We start from the raw sequence: 14,272 nt of genomic DNA on the forward strand, positions 1-14,272 counted from the left end.
CGGTATCCTTCCTGGCATGTCGACCCCCGTACCGCCCGCTCACGGCACGTCCTCCGGCGACCCGGCCCCCACCGCACCGGCACGCCGCTCGCGTCCGGCCCCGGCCGTCGCCCTCGTCGCGGGACTCGTGCTGGGCGCGGGCGGGGTCGGCGCCGCCTGGGCCCTGAGCGGCGACGGCGACTCCCCCGGCAACGACGCGGCCCGCGACGCCCGACACGCCTGCGACGCGCTGCGCGGCTTCGACGAATCCGACTACGGGGCCAAGGGCGCCGAGGGCGACGTCGCCCTGAACCGTCTCGCCGCCGCCGTCGTGCTGTCCGACGCGGCAGCCGCGGGTGAGGCCGAGTACAAGCCGCTGGCCGAGGCCATGCACCGGGTGCAGAACCAGCACTACCGCTTCGCGGACTTCACCGAACCGGAAGTGCGCAAGGACCTCGAGGCCGCCCGGTCGGAGTGCGCCGGTCTCTGACCGCCGGGTCAGCCGGCCCCCGGGTCGTCGTCCGCGGCGGCTCCCGAGGCTTTCACGAGCACCTCCCCGGCCGCCGTCCGCACGTACAGCACCGACCGCCCGGACCGCCGTCGTTCCACCAGTCCCGCGTCCAGCAGCACGCGCAGGTGTCCTCCGACCGACCCCAGGCCCTTCCCGGTGACGGCGACCAGCTGCGTCGTGCTCATGGGAGTTCCCAGCAGCACCAGCAGTCCCGCCCGCGCCGTGCCGACGAGTGCCCCGAGTGCCGTCGGCACCGGGCGCCGGTCGTGGTCGTCGGCGAGCACCCCGAGACACGGGTAGACGACGGCGTAGCGTTCCTGCCCCTCCCACGACACCCAACTGGTCCTCGGTGTCACCGGCATGAACAGCAGATCGGCCCCTGCGGAGATCTGCCGCGGCGGACAGTCGTTGGGGTTGACCTGGAGACGGCTCTCCCCGATCCACCGTGCTCCCGGTTTGAGCGAGTCCAGTACGGCGGCCCAGCCGCCCTGGCTCACCTGCGCCGTCCGGGCGACCGCGTCGGCCTCCAGGACGCGCCGACGGCGCTCCCAGTACGGTCGTACGGTCTCCTCCCAGACGTACGCCAGGAGCGCGGTCGCCCGCTCGGGCAGGTCGTCCCGCTCCAGAGCGTCGGGGAGCCGCCCTCCGAGGGACACCCGGAGGTCGGCGCGGGCCTCGGCGGCCCCGGTCTCCCGCACCCGGGTCACGGTCTCCTCGAAGCTCTCCCCGACGCACGAGGTGGGACAGAAGAAGTCGGCGATCCAAGAGGTGCCGAGTGCTGCCCGCACGAGCGGGGCGGTCACCGGGTCGCCCGCGAGGCGCGCGCGGTAGCCGGGCAGGTGTGCGCGCAGCCATGCCTCCTCGCCCGGATGGGCACCGGTCCCCGTGTGCAGCAGCTTCAGGCTCGCGAACGTCTCGGCGAACGGAGAGAGTACGAACCGGCTGCGGGCGAGGGTGTCGGTGCCGATCTGCCACAGGCCCATGCGCACGACCTTTCGGGTGTCGGCGAAACAGTACCCGCGCTCCCCGGCCCGGTCCGAGACTTCGGCGCATGCGCAGTTACCGCTCCCTGTTACGCACCCCGGAGTTCACTCCGTTCCTGCTCTCCTTCGCGGCCTTCGCCGTGGCCCAGACGATCGGCGGTCTGGCCCTCGGCACGTTGGTGTTCCGGGCCACCGGCTCCCCGTTCCTGTCGGCGGTGAGCATGTTCGGTCCGCAGCTCGCGCAGTTGCTGGGCGGCGCGTTCCTGCTCTCGGGCGCCGACCGCCTGCCCCCGCGAGCGGTCCTGTCCGGGCTCGGTCTCGCCTTCGCGGCCGGTACGGCGGTGCTGGCGGTGCCGGATCTGCCCGTCCGGGCGGTCTTCGCCGTCGTCCTGGTGCAGGGCCTGGTGGCGTCGCTGGGCGGTGGGGTGCGCGGGGGACTGATGACCGAGATCCTGACCAAGGACGGCTACGTCCTCGGACGTTCGGTGTACAACATGCTCTGGGGGCTGACGCAGATGGCCGGTTTCGCGACGGGCGGCGCGCTGCTGGTGCTCCTGTCGCCCCGTCTCTGCCTGCTCCTCGCGGCGGCGGTGTACGCGGTGTCGGCGCTCGTCACGCGCCTGGGTCTCACCGCCCGGCCGCCGCGCTCCCCGGGCCGCCCGTCGGTCTCGGCGACCTGGCGCACCCACTCGGTGCTGTGGTCCTCGCGTTCCCGTCGTCTGACGTATCTCGGTCTGTGGGTCCCCAACGGGCTGATCGTCGGCGGCGATTCGCTGTACGTCTCCTACGCCCCGGGAGCCGCCGGCACGCTGTACGCGCTCGGGGCACTCGGTATGTTCGCGGGTGACCTGGCGGTGGGCCGCCTGGTGCCGGTCACGGTGCGCCCCCGTCTCGCCACGCCGCTGCGCCTGCTGCTGGCCGTTCCCTACCTGTTCTTCGTCCTGCGGCCGGGGATGGCGCTGTCGGCCGTGGCGGTCACGGTCGCCTCCGTCGGCTTCGCCGCGAGCCTGGTGCTGCAGGAACGCCTGATGTCGCTCACCCCCGACCACCTCGCGGGCCAGGCTCTCGGCCTGCACACCACCGGCATGGCCGCCCTGCAGGGCGTCGGGACCGTCCTCGCGGGCGCGTTGGCCCAGCTGACCTCACCGGCCGCGGCGATGACGCTGATGGCGGCCGGGTCCGTCACCGTGACTCTCGCCCTCGCGGCGTGTGCGCCCCGCCGCCGGCGGTCGCCTCGTCGTCCGTCGGGTCCGCCTGCCGATCACGCCGGGGATCCCGCGTCACTCGCTCGAGAAGGCACGCTTCCGTGTCGCCGTGACGATCCATACCGCCCCGGGGATGCGGACACCGTCCGCCGTCTCGAACTCGGAAAGTGATTCCCGCACTTCGGCCCGGAGACGGGTGACGGTCGCCGGGTCGACGTCGCGCGGGTTGTGGCGCGTCGGGCCCATGGAGAAGACGAAGTCGGCGGCGTCGCCGGCGTCGGCACCGAAGGTCATGGGCGCCGCGCAGGGTGCCACCTCGACGTCGGTGAACCCCCTGGCGGCGAGCACCCGGCGGATGCGGGTGGGTTCCAGGAGTGACCCCATGCCCCGGGAAGCGGGGGACGCCTCGCGCAGGAACGGTGACAGGGCGGCGGTCGCCCGGGCGTAGGCGCTGTCGGGGCCGGCGGGCTGCGGGCCGAGGAACGCGAGGCGGCCGACGGGCACGAGCGCCTTCCGCAGATGGGTGAAGGCCGCGACGTGGTCGGCGAAGAACATGACACCCCCGCGGCTGATGAGGACGTCGAACCCGCGGTCGGGAAACGGGTGCACCTGTGCGTCGCCCTACTCGAAGGCGACATTGACGAGGCCCTCCGCCGCCGCGTCACGGCGGGCGCGTTCCAGCATCGGCCCGGACAGGTCGACTCCCACGACGTTCCCGTCGTACGCCCGGCGTGCTGCCTGGCGCGTCGTCTGGCCGGTACCGCAGCCGACGTCGAGGACCGAGTCCCGTGCCTCGATGCCCGCGGCGGCGAACAGGGGTGCGGGGCGACCAAGCTGCAGGAGATCGCCGACCGGGCGGGGGTGGCGGTGCAGACCATCTACTTCGTCTTCCGCAACAAGCCCTCGCTGCTCAAGGAACTCGTCGACGTCGCGATCGCGGGCGACGACGAGCCCCTCCCGACGATGGAACGGCCCTGGTTCACGGAGATCAGGACCGCGCCCACGGCCGGGTCCGCGCTGGCCGCACTGATCACGGGTACCCGCGGGACGCTCGAACGCATCGCGGCCGTCAACGAGATGGTCAGGGCCGCGGCGGCGACCAATCCGGAGATCCGGGATCTGTGGCCGGAGCGTACGGGCCCGCGCTTCACGGTGATCTCCACGGCCGCGCAGGCCCTGGCCGGGAAGCCGGGCGTCCTCAACGACCTCCCCGTCGAGGAAGCGGCGGACATCCTGTACGCCGTCCTCAGCCCGGAGCTCTTCCTGGTCCTCACTCGCGACCGCGCGTGGCCGCCGGCCAAGTGGGAGCGATGGGCGTACGACACTCTCAGCGCCCAGCTACTGGGCGACTGAAGGATTCTGACCGGTCGGCTTCGAGAGGACGACGGCCGTGATCACCCGGGGCCGGCGAAGGCCTCGGCCCGGGCGCCCGGGGTGCGCGCCCGGGGCCGTGGCGTGCGGCGTGACGGCGTCGCCGTCAGGCGGAGAACGCCTGCGCCCCGAGCCGCGTGCGACGATACGGTGAACTGACGTTCGGGGGAATGGTTCGGCGGGGGGGACGGCATGAAGCAGGGTGAGCGGGAGGAGCGCCGGACGGCACCCGGGGCAGTGGTCGCCGTCGGGGCCGTAGGGGTGCTGGCCGTCGCCGCGCTCGTACTGCGGCCCGCCGAAGGGCTGCTGCACGCGGGCAAGGGGCCGCTGGGCCACTGGGGCATCGTCGCGATCGGGCTGTCCGTCGCCTGGGCGGTGGGGGCCACGCACGCCGCCCAGCGTCTGCGGCCGCGGATCGGCGCCGACCGCGTCGGGTTGCCACCGGGCGAGGAACGGCTGCGGCAGGCCGCCGTGCCACTGCTGCTCGCCGGGCCCGGTGTCGTCGGCGTCCTGGCCCTGGTGCTGCACGCGTTCACCCGCGACAGCACACCGCCCCCGTCGATGGACCTCCCGCCGCCCTCCCCGACGCCGCCGCCCTCCATGCCGCCGGCCCGCAACAGGTCCACGCCCGGCGAGGATGCGGGGCACGCCATGTCCCTGCCGCTGTACCTCCTGCTCGGTCTGCTGGCCGTGCTCGTCGTCCTGATCGTCGCGGTGGCCGTCGTGCGGCGCCTGCGACGGATCGGGCTGACGGTGCCACCGCGCCCCGACCTCGCGGGCACGCGAGTGGAGGACGACGACGCGAGGTTGCTGCTGTCCGCCGTGCGATCGGGCCGGCGTGCCCTGGCCGACGCCGGTGACGCCCGGGCGGCCGTCATCGCCTGCTACGCCGCGATGGAGGACGCCCTCGTCGCGTCCGGCGTGCGGCGGCACGCGTCCGACAGTCCGGCCGACCTGCTCACCCGCGCCGCCGCCGCGGGTCTCGCCCCGAGTCCGGCCGCGCCGCGTCTGACCGCACTGTTCCGCGAGGCCCGCTACTCCTCACACCCGATGGGTGCCCCGCACCGCGAGGCCGCGGCCGAGGCCCTGGAGGAGATCGCCTCGCTGCTCCAGGACCGGGAGACCGCGCGGTGAACCGGGCCACTGACCGGTTCCCCGAGCCGGAACCGCTCCCGCTGCGCCGACTCGGGCTGCTCGGCGGGGCGGTCGCCGGTTCCGGTGTCCTGCTCGTCCTGCTCCTCGACGGACCCGTGGCGGCCGGTGCCGTCGTGGCCGTGCTCGTCGTCGCGGCGCTGGTGGCCGCCCGGTACGTCGCCGGGGCGGCCGCCTTCGACAACGGACGGCGCGAAGAGGTACGGCTGCTGCGGACCCGGGCGCCGGGCATGGGCGAGTGGCGACGGAACATCCGGACCGCCACCGGCCCCGACGGGGTCCTCTACTACCGCGCGGTGCTCCGGCCCGAACTGCGCCGCCTGTACGCCGCCGTGCTCGCCGAGCACCACCATGTGTCGCTCGACCAGCAGCCGGAGCGGGCCGCCGAGCTGATCGGGCCCGGACTGTGGCCGTGGCTGGGGCCGGAACCGCCCCGGACCGGGCCCGACGGCGACGTTCCCGTCGACGTGCTGCGCGACCTCGTCGACCGGCTCGAAGCACTCGGCACACCCGCACCGCGAACTCCGAGTCCCCGTACCCGTACCCGTAAGGAAGAAGCGACGTGACGAGCCCCTCCGTGTCCGAGCCCCGCACCGCCGAGCAGGTCGGCCGGCAGGCCGATGCCGTACTGCGCGAGGTCGGCCGTGCCGTCGTGGGCAAGTCGGACGCCCTCGAACTCGTGATGCTGGCCGTGCTGGCCGGCGGGCACGTCCTGGTCGAGGACCTGCCGGGGCTGGGCAAGACGCTCCTCGCGCGGTCCTTCGCCACCACGCTCGGCCTGGACTTCCGCCGGATCCAGTTCACGCCCGACCTGCTGCCGTCGGACGTCACCGGGGCGCCGCTGTACGACCAGCGCACCGGCGAGATGGTGTTCCACCCCGGGCCCGTCTTCACGCACCTCCTGCTCGCCGACGAGATCAACCGGACGCCGCCCAAGACGCAGGCCGCGCTGCTCGAGGCGATGGCCGAGTCGCAGGTGACCGTGGACGGCGAGACCCGGCCGCTCGCCGAACCGTTCCTGGTGATCGCGACCGCCAACCCGGTGGAGTACGAAGGCACTTACTCCCTCCCCGAAGCCCAGCTGGACCGGTTCCAGCTGCGCGTGCGGATGGGGTACCTGGACGCCCGCGAGGAGCTGGCGATGCTGCGCGCGCGGATCGACCGGGCCGCGCCCGAGGCCGTGCTCGACACGCTCGCCGGGCCGGCCGACGTCCTGGCGTGGCGGGCCGTCGTGGAGCGCGTGGAGATCGACGACGACCTGCTGGAGTACGCCGTCGCGCTGGTCGGCGCGACCCGCGGCCATCCCCAGATCAGCATCGGCGCCTCGCCCCGCGGCGGACTCGCCCTGGTCCAGCTCGCGCGTGCCCGGGCCGTGCTGGACGGCCGGGACTACGTCGTCCCGGAGGACCTCAAGAGCCTCGCGGTGCCCGCGCTGGCCCACCGGGTTTCGCTGCGGCCGGAGTTGTGGGTGCGCGAGGTGTCCACGGACGACGTCCTGCGTGAGATCGTCGACAGCGTCGAAACGCCGTCCACGCGGCGCACGGCCGCCGTCCCGTCGTGACCGCGTCCGCGTCGCGGCCGAGTGCCGCGGTGGTCCGTGCCCTGGAGGGGCGTACGTGGCCGACGCAGCCGCCGCCCCCGCCGCCCGGCGGGCCGCGTCCGGACGAGCGGACGTTGCGTCTGCTGACCGTCGCCGTCGTCGCGCTGTCCGCCGCCCTGCTCACCGGCCGGGCGTGGCTGTTCGCGCCGGCGGCGGCGGCGCTGGTGCTGCTCGCGCTCTCCCTGCCCCGCGCCTACGCGCGTCGCATCGAGACGTCGACGACCGTCGAGCCGAGGCGCTGCTTCGAGGGCGACACCGTCACCGTCCGCATCTCGGTGGCCCACGACGGCAGCGCCGTCCGTCTCGATCCCGGTGTCACGCTCGGCCCGGGCCTGCGTCTGGACGAGGTCGTCGTCGGCTCATCGACGGTGACGTTGCGTCACACCGCGCTGCGCTGGGGGCGCTGGTCGCTCGGTCCGGTGGACCTCGACGTGTACGACGCCGGGGGCACCGTGCGCCGCACCGTGCGGGTCGAGGCGGCCGAGGTGTCCGTGTTCCCGCAGGCCGCGCAGGCCCGGTTCACGCCGATACCGGCGCGGCTGCCGCAGCGGCTCGGTGAGCACGCCTCGCTGGAGGCCGGAGAGGGCGTCGAGGTCGTCGGGGTGGGGCCGTGGGTGCCCGGGGAGCGGCAGCGGCGCATCCACTGGCCGTCGACGACCCGCCGCGGAGCCGTGCAGCTGCACCGGTTCGCGGCCGAGCGGGCCGCCGACGCGGTGATGCTGCTCGACGCGTTCGGCGACGTCGTGGACCCGGTGACCGGGGTGTCGTCCCTGGACGAGACGGTGCGCGCCGCGGCCGGACTGGCCCGGGCCTATCTGCGCACCCACGACCGGGTGGGGGTCGTCTCGACCGGGGGCACCACGCGATGGCTGACGCCGGGGACCGGGGACGCGGCGTTCTACCGCATCGTCGAGAGCGTCCTCGACGTCCGCAAGGACCGCCGTTTCGACGGGTCCGGGCTCGAGCGGGTGCCGCCGCCGGCGCTGCCGGAGGGAGCGCTGGTGTACGTGTTCACTCCGTTGAGCGACGCGCGGGTGCTGAAGGTACTGCGGGATCTCCAGGGGCGGGGGCGCCGTCCGGTCGTCGTCGAGATACCGAGCGGGGATCCACAGGTCGAACCCGGTGATGTAGCGGGTGAGTTGGGGCTCCGGTTGTGGCATGCGGACCGGGACGCGATGCGGTTCGCGCTGCGGGACAGCGGGGTGCCGGTGCTCCGGCACGTCGTGGGCGAGCCGTTGGATCTGGCGCTGGCGCCGTTGCTGTCGGGTCGGATCGAGAGCCGGGGGCGAGGTCGATGACGGTGCGCGGTACGCGGGTGGGCCTCCGCGAGTACGTCGAGTACTGGGCCGGGACGGTGCCGGTGCGGGTGCTCGGTGTGGCGGCCGTCGTGCTGGCCTGGCGGCCGTGGGTGACGGTGACCGGTGTGCGGGGGGCGGTGCTGTTCGGGTGCGCGGTCGTCTGCGCGGCGTGGGCGGCGGCCGCGGTGGACCGGCGGCCGTCGCTGGAGTCGGCGCGCTGGTCTCACGTTGCGTCGCGGCACCGTACGACGGTGCTGGCGGGGGGTGTCGTGGTGATCGCGGCGTTCGGGGACCCCGCGTGGTGGGAGAGGGTCGGGGTGGTGACGCTGCTGGTCGCCTACCTGGTGGCGAGCGAGACGTGGCTGTGGCGGCGGGAACGCGGGACCGTGCGGGTGTGGGCGGAAGCGGTCGGTGCCTGTGCGGGGGCCGGGCTGGTGCTGGTTGCCGCGGCTGCTCCGGTGACCGGGACGGGGTCCGGGCTGGGTCGGGTGGTAGCGGCCGGGTTGGTCGCTGGGTTGGCGGTGGCCGGTGGCGCGGTGATGGGCGTCCGGCGGTGGGGCGGCAGGGGGACGGAGGCCGGGGCGCAGGGCCCGCACCTGACCCGGTAGCGGTGATCCCCGCCCACGGCTTGTGCCCTTCGCACCCGGCGACGAGGAAGCCACGCCCGGGGCGCGCCCGTCCGGAGACACATCATCACGCTGGGTGAGGGTTCGTGTGGCATCCGAAGGAGGCGGGAGGGATGCTCGGCCGGGGGCCCTGTTCGCCGCGGTGAAAGGACACGCAATGCCGATCTGCACGACGCGAGACGGTGTCGAGATCTTCTACAAGGACTGGGGGCGTGGCCGTCCGGTGGTGTTCAGCCACGGCTGGCCGCTCAACGGTGACGCGTGGCAGGACCAGCTGAAGGCCGTCGCCGACGCCGGTTACCGCGGAATCGCGCACGACCGGCGCGGTCACGGCCGTTCGACGCCGGTGTACGACGGCTACGACTTCGACACCTTCGCCGACGACCTGAACGACCTGATCACCAGCCTCGACCTGCGGGACGTGACGCTCGTGGCGCACTCGATGGGCGGCGGCGAACTCGCCCGCTACATCGGCCGCCACGGCACCGGACGAATCCGCTCCGCCGTCCTGCTGTCCGCCATCCCACCGCTGATGCTGCAGGGCCCGGACAACCCCGAAGGCGTCCCGCAGTCCGTCTTCGACGACATCAAGGCCGGGATCCTCAAGGAGCGTTCCCAGTTCTGGAAGGACACCGCGGTCGGCTTCTTCTCCGCCAACCGCGAGGGCGACAAGGTCACCCAGGGCAACAAGGACGCCTTCTGGTACATGGCCATGGCGCAAACCATCGAAGGCGGTGTCGACTGCGTGGACGCCTTCGGCACGACGGACTTCCACGAGGACCTCAAGAAGTTCGACATCCCGACACTCGTCGTGCACGGCGACGACGACCAGGTGGTCCCGATCGACGCCACTGGCCGCAAGTCCGCTCAGCTCATCGCGGACGCCGAGCTGAAGGTCTACGAGGGCGGCTCGCACGGCATCGCCCTGGTGCCGGGCGACAAGGAACGCTTCAACCAGGATCTGCTGGAGTTCCTCAAGCGGTGACCTGCCTGTCCGCCGTCCGCCAGGTCCTGGACGGTGCCGCGGGTGGTGCTGGGCGGAAGCGGGCCATTTACATAAACTATGAATATAAAAATGCTATGCTTCGGGCATGAGTCGTCAAGGCACCGCTCCTGGCGCGTCCGCCGACATCGGCGCAGCCCTCTACAGCCTGGCCACCAGGGCCGCGAGACGCCTGCCCCGGGACATGAGCCTGACGTCCGCCGCCACCCTGGCCACCCTGGACCGGACCGGCCCGCGGCGCATCACCGATCTGGCCGCGGTCGAGGGCGTCACCCAGCCCGCGATGACCGCCCTGGTTCGGGTGATGGAGCAGTCCGGCCTGGTCGAGCGGCGGGGCGACGCGTCCGACAAGCGGGTCACGCTGGTGTGCCTGACCGAGGCCGGCGCCTCCTATGTCCGGACGCGGCACCAGGCGGGCGTCCACGCTTTCGAGCGGTTGATCGGCGAGCTCACCGGCGACGAGGTCGAGGCGCTGATGGCGGCCCTTCCGGCGCTGAAGCATCTGGCAGAGCTCGAGAGCCAGGACCGCGAAGGGCCGAAGCAGTGACCGGGCAGCCGGTCGGCGGGGTCGCGGCGAAGACGTTCCCGGTGGCGCGTTCCGAGGCGCGGCTGCTGGTCCCCGCCCTGATGTTCATCGCTCTGGTCGTGGCGGCGGTCGGCAGCCTCGGGGCACCGCTCATCACCAGCGTGGCGACCTCGTTCCACGTCTCGCTCGGCAGCGCGCAGTGGACGCTGACCGTCGCGCTGCTCAGCGGCGCGGTCGCCACGCCGGTCCTGGGCCGGCTCGGAGCCGGCCCGCACCGGCGGGCCACGATCCTCGCCACGCTGGCGGTCGTCGTCGCCGGCAGCGCGCTCACCGTGCTGCCGCTGCCGTTCGCGTGGCTGCTGGCCGGCAGGGCGGCCCAGGGCGTCGGGCTCGGGCTGACGGCGCTGATGATGGGCGTGGCCCGGGACCACCTCCCCGAGAAGCGCGGCGCGGCCGTGATCGCCCTGATCTCGGTGGTCTCGATCATCGGGGTCGGCGTCGGCTACCCGCTGGCCGCCTTGCTCGCCGAGCTCGGCGGGGTACGGGCCGCCTACGGCCTCGGTCTGGTCGTCACCGCCGCCGCGCTCCTGACCGCGTGGCGCTCCATGCCCGAAGCACCCGAAGGACGCTCCGCCCACGTGGACGTGGCAGGCGCGGTCGTCCTGGCCGCCGCACTGCTCCTGGTGCTGTTCCTCGCCGGCGAACGGAATCTGTGGAGCCGGCACCTCGCCGTGGCGGCGAGCCTCACCGTCGTCGCGGTGGTGCTGCTCTGCGTCTGGGCCGTCATCGAGCTGCGCAGCACGACGCCCCTGGTCGATGTGCGGGCGGTGCGGCACCCGGCGGTCGCCGGGGCGAATCTCGCCATGTTCGTCGGCGGCATCGGCATGTACCTCCTGCTCACGCTCATCACCCGGTACGCACAGACGCCGCACGGCACCGGCTACGGCTTCGGGCTGACGACCTTCGTCGCCGGGCTGGTCCTCATCCCGTTCTCGATGCTGGGGTTCGTCGCCGGCAAGCTCACGCCGCGCGTCCGGACGCGGATCGCCGACCCCCTGCTCCTGGCCGGCAGCGCCGTCGTGGTCGGCGGTGGGTTCGCCCTGTTCGCGGCGGCCCGGTCGGACCTGGCCGAACTGTTCGCGGCGATGGGCGTGCTCGGCTTCGGCGTCGGCGGCTTCTCGGCCGCGATGCCCGGCGTCATCCTGGCCGTCACCCCCAGGAGCGAGACGTCGAGCGCCATGAGCTTCAACTACGTCGTCCGCAGCGTCGGGTACTCCCTGGGCAGCGCCATCGGCGGGCTGATCCTCGCCGCGGGCACCGGCCCCGGCCACCTCTTCCCCGACGACAGCGCCTACACCACCGCGGCGCTGGCCGGCATCGGCGCCATGGCGATCACGACGCTGACGAGCCTCGCTCTCACCCGCCGACGCTCGTCCGCGACCAACCCGTGAGTCGGTTGCACTCATCCCAACACTGGAGGTTCCGTGCCCAAGGGCTACTGGGTCAGCGCCTACCACACCATTTCGGACCCTGAGAAGCTGGCTGCCTACAACAGGCTGGCCGGTCCGGCCGTCAAGGCCGGGGGCGGTCGGACCCTCGCCCGTGGCGGTCGGGTCGTGGCGCATGACGCCGGAATCGCCGAGCGCACCGTCCTGGTCGAGTTCGACAGCTTCGAGCAGGCCGTCGTGGCGCACGAGAGTGCGGCCTACCAGGAGGCGCTGGCCGCCCTCTCCGACGGCGTCGAGCGCGACTTCCGCATCGTCGAGGGCATCGACTGACCGAGGTCCAGCCGGATCTTCACCGAAGCCCGGAGTAACCGCCGGCCTCCGGCCTTCGTGATCCCGGCAGGCCGGGCCTGCGACGCCCCGCCTGCCTCATCCGGTCAGCGCCATGATCCAAGAGGAACGGTTCTAGTCCCTCGGGTCCGGCTTCCAGTCCGGGGCGAGGAGTCCGAGGACCACCTCGTCCAGGAACTCGCCCATCACCCAGGCCGAGGAGCGCAGCACGCCCTCGCGGACGAACCCGTTGCGCCCGGCGGAGCGCAGCATCGCGGCGTTGTCCGACAGGGTCTCGATCTGCAGCCTCTGCAGGCCGCGCACGGCGAACCCGTAGTGGCACAGCACCGCGACCACGTCGGTGCCGTAGCCCTTGCCGCGGCAGGACGGCAGCAGCCCCAAGCCGATGTGCGCGGACCGGTTGTGCAGGTCGATGCCCCACAGATTCGCGGTGCCGACCAGCGTGCCGCCGTCCAGCTCCACCACCGAGAAGGGGACGTGCCCCTCCTCGTCGTCGTCCACCACCAGCCGCGGGTCCTTCGCACCCGGCGTGATCGGCCGCCACGGCCGGCCTCCGGCGCGCGAGGAGTTGACCACGTCGTCGTAGAGCTCGGTCCGCAGGACCGGGATGTCCGCCTCGTGCCGGGCCCGCAGCCCGACCTTGCCCCCTCGTAGCATGCGAGCTTCCTATCCGATCGGGCCGGCCGGCGGCAATCCGTTTGGACGGCCGGCCCCGGCTCGGCACCCCACGGAGCAGCGGTTACCTGGGGTCGGGCTCCCGGGCGGTGCCGGTGGCCCGGGAGGTTTCCTCTCCGTGCGGGTGCTTGCTTCGCCGGGCCGCGCCGAGTGCGGCGAGCACCGCACCGACGGCGACGACCACCAGGCCGCGCAGCCACACCTCGGCCTCGATCTGCGTGGCCAGCACGACGCAGGACACGGCACCCAGCACGGGCAGCACGGTCGGCGTCCGGAAGTGGTCGGTGCCGCCCGGGTCGCGGCGCAGGACGAGCACGGCGGTGTTGACCATGAAGAAGACCACGAGCAGCAGCAGGACCAGGGTGGACGCCAGGGTGGCGACGCTGCCGGTGAGCGCGAGGAGCATCGACAGCAGGGTCGTCACCGCGATCGCGGCCCACGGTGTCCGGCGGCCGGGCAGCACCTTGGCCAGCCCGGCGGGCAGGAGTCCGTCCCGGGCCATGCCGTAGGCCAGCCGGGAGGACATGATGCCGGTGAGCAGCGCGCCGTTGGCGACGGCGACGAGCGCGATGGCACTGAACAGGCGCGTCGGGACTCCTCCGGCGGCCTTCACGACCTCGAGCAGCGGGCCGCTCGACTCGGCGAGCCGGGAGGTCGGTACGGCCGCGGACGCGGCGACGCCCACCAGGACGTACACGGCCCCCGCGGTGGCCAGGGCGCCGAACAGGGCGCGGGGGTAGGAACGCCGCGGGTCGCGGGTCTCCTCGGCGACGTTCACGGACGTCTCGAACCCGACGAAGGAGTAGTACGCCAGCACGGAGCCGCTCAGCACGGCCGCCGCGGCCCCCTTCTCCGGCGTGCCGAGCTGGACGAGGCGTCCCGCGTCGCCGTCGCCGCGCAGCAGCAGCCACCCGCCGAGGACGATGATGACGACCAGGCCGCTCACCTCGATGACGGTGGCGACGACGTTGGCGCGGGTCGACTCGGTGATGCCTCGGGCGTTGACCAGCGCGAGCAGGGCGAGGAAGAGGACGGCGACGACGCCCACCGGGAGCGTCACGAAGGCGGACAGGTAGTCGCCCCCGAAGCCCCGGGCGAGGGCCGCCACGGAGACGATGCCGGCGGCGAGCATGCAGAACCCCGCGATGAACCCGGCGAACGGCCCGAAGGCCCGCGTGGCGTAGTGGGAGGCCCCGCCCGCCCGCGGGTACTTCGTCGCCAGCTCCGCATAGGACGCGGCCGTCAGCAGCGCCAGCAGCAGCGCGACGACGAGCGGCACCCACACGGCTCCCCCGGTGTCGGAGGCCACCTGCCCCACGAGGACGTACACGCCGGCGCCGAGGACGTCGCCCAGGATGAAGAAGTACAGCAGCGGGGTGGTCAGCGCGCGCTTGAGCGCGGGACCCGATACGTCCGCCGACGGTTGTGTTCCGACATTCGCCATGTCGCCTCATGTCCCCCGAATACGGAAGACCACGCTCACGGTGCGTCCCACGGTGCGCGACCTTCCTCCGTGTTCTTCGCCACAGCACCACTGCAAATTTCCG

17 protein-coding genes are annotated in these 14,272 nt (G+C 73.2%); 12 read left to right on the forward strand and 5 right to left on the reverse strand.

Features of this window, described 5'->3' with window-relative positions:
* Positions 1 to 16 precede the first annotated feature (16 nt).
* Complete coding sequence (locus AC0VYN_RS18695; protein ID WP_475531842.1) at positions 17 to 469, forward strand: hypothetical protein; 453 nt, start codon at positions 17 to 19, stop codon at positions 467 to 469.
* An 8-nt stretch (positions 470 to 477) separates the two neighbouring features.
* Here the strand turns inward: AC0VYN_RS18695 and AC0VYN_RS18700 are convergent, their stop codons facing one another.
* Positions 478 to 1,473 (reverse strand): helix-turn-helix domain-containing protein, encoded by a 996-nt coding sequence (locus AC0VYN_RS18700; RefSeq protein ID WP_475531843.1) that lies wholly within the window; start codon positions 1,471 to 1,473, stop codon positions 478 to 480.
* 68 nt (positions 1,474 to 1,541) lie between these two features.
* On the opposite strand from AC0VYN_RS18700, the gene AC0VYN_RS18705 reads away from it, so the two are divergent.
* A complete protein-coding gene (locus AC0VYN_RS18705; RefSeq protein ID WP_475531844.1) occupies positions 1,542 to 2,849 on the forward strand; it encodes an MFS transporter in 1,308 nt (435 codons plus the stop codon).
* Here AC0VYN_RS18705 and AC0VYN_RS18710 read toward each other — a convergent pair.
* Together AC0VYN_RS18710 and AC0VYN_RS18715 are read right to left on the reverse strand one after the other, a co-directional pair.
* The gene (locus AC0VYN_RS18710) at positions 2,754 to 3,287 is read right to left on the reverse strand and encodes a hypothetical protein (protein WP_475531845.1); all 534 of its coding nucleotides are present in this window, start codon (positions 3,285 to 3,287) and stop codon (positions 2,754 to 2,756) included. The two genes, AC0VYN_RS18705 and AC0VYN_RS18710, sit on opposite strands and share 96 nt — an antisense overlap.
* 12 nt (positions 3,288 to 3,299) lie before the next feature.
* A complete protein-coding gene (locus AC0VYN_RS18715; protein WP_475536918.1) occupies positions 3,300 to 3,518 on the reverse strand; it encodes a class I SAM-dependent methyltransferase in 219 nt (72 codons plus the stop codon).
* Between AC0VYN_RS18715 and AC0VYN_RS18720 the strand changes: the two genes are divergently transcribed.
* From AC0VYN_RS18720 to AC0VYN_RS18765, 10 genes are all read left to right on the forward strand, one after another.
* A complete protein-coding gene (locus AC0VYN_RS18720; RefSeq protein ID WP_475536919.1) occupies positions 3,429 to 4,031 on the forward strand; it encodes a TetR/AcrR family transcriptional regulator in 603 nt (200 codons plus the stop codon). The genes AC0VYN_RS18715 and AC0VYN_RS18720 overlap by 90 nt on opposite strands.
* Positions 4,032 to 4,241: 210 nt before the next feature.
* On the forward strand, positions 4,242 to 5,183 hold the full coding sequence (locus AC0VYN_RS18725; protein ID WP_475531846.1) for a DUF4129 domain-containing protein: 942 nt from the start codon (positions 4,242 to 4,244) through the stop codon (positions 5,181 to 5,183).
* Positions 5,180 to 5,767, forward strand: a complete 588-nt coding sequence (locus AC0VYN_RS18730; RefSeq protein WP_475531847.1) for a hypothetical protein — start codon at positions 5,180 to 5,182, stop codon at positions 5,765 to 5,767. The genes AC0VYN_RS18725 and AC0VYN_RS18730 overlap by 4 nt, the downstream gene beginning before the upstream one ends.
* Entirely contained in the window at positions 5,764 to 6,762 is a 999-nt protein-coding gene (locus tag AC0VYN_RS18735) for an AAA family ATPase (protein WP_475531848.1), read from the forward strand. Before AC0VYN_RS18730 ends, AC0VYN_RS18735 begins: the two co-directional genes overlap by 4 nt.
* Complete coding sequence (locus tag AC0VYN_RS18740) at positions 6,759 to 8,099, forward strand: DUF58 domain-containing protein (protein ID WP_475531849.1); 1,341 nt, start codon at positions 6,759 to 6,761, stop codon at positions 8,097 to 8,099. The genes AC0VYN_RS18735 and AC0VYN_RS18740 overlap by 4 nt, the downstream gene beginning before the upstream one ends.
* A complete protein-coding gene (locus AC0VYN_RS18745) occupies positions 8,096 to 8,707 on the forward strand; it encodes a hypothetical protein (protein WP_475531850.1) in 612 nt (203 codons plus the stop codon). The genes AC0VYN_RS18740 and AC0VYN_RS18745 overlap by 4 nt, the downstream gene beginning before the upstream one ends.
* A 175-nt stretch (positions 8,708 to 8,882) precedes the next feature.
* Entirely contained in the window at positions 8,883 to 9,710 is an 828-nt protein-coding gene (locus AC0VYN_RS18750) for an alpha/beta fold hydrolase (protein ID WP_475531851.1), read from the forward strand.
* A gap of 202 nt (positions 9,711 to 9,912) precedes the next feature.
* On the forward strand, positions 9,913 to 10,275 hold the full coding sequence (locus tag AC0VYN_RS18755) for a MarR family winged helix-turn-helix transcriptional regulator (RefSeq protein WP_475536920.1): 363 nt from the start codon (positions 9,913 to 9,915) through the stop codon (positions 10,273 to 10,275).
* On the forward strand, positions 10,272 to 11,705 hold the full coding sequence (locus tag AC0VYN_RS18760) for an MFS transporter (protein ID WP_475531852.1): 1,434 nt from the start codon (positions 10,272 to 10,274) through the stop codon (positions 11,703 to 11,705). The genes AC0VYN_RS18755 and AC0VYN_RS18760 overlap by 4 nt, the downstream gene beginning before the upstream one ends.
* Positions 11,706 to 11,738: 33 nt before the next feature.
* Positions 11,739 to 12,032, forward strand: a complete 294-nt coding sequence (locus AC0VYN_RS18765) for a DUF1330 domain-containing protein (protein ID WP_475531853.1) — start codon at positions 11,739 to 11,741, stop codon at positions 12,030 to 12,032.
* Between the two features lie 132 nt (positions 12,033 to 12,164).
* Here AC0VYN_RS18765 and AC0VYN_RS18770 read toward each other — a convergent pair whose 3' ends face one another.
* Both AC0VYN_RS18770 and AC0VYN_RS18775 read right to left on the reverse strand, forming a co-directional pair.
* Positions 12,165 to 12,707, reverse strand: a complete 543-nt coding sequence (locus AC0VYN_RS18770; RefSeq protein ID WP_475531854.1) for a GNAT family N-acetyltransferase — start codon at positions 12,705 to 12,707, stop codon at positions 12,165 to 12,167.
* A gap of 82 nt (positions 12,708 to 12,789) precedes the next feature.
* Entirely contained in the window at positions 12,790 to 14,169 is a 1,380-nt protein-coding gene (locus AC0VYN_RS18775; RefSeq protein ID WP_475531855.1) for an APC family permease, read from the reverse strand.
* Positions 14,170 to 14,272 lie beyond the last annotated feature (103 nt).

Source organism: Streptomyces sp. 63XJN7_1_ISO-PGPR-S23-121, from assembly GCF_056173025.1.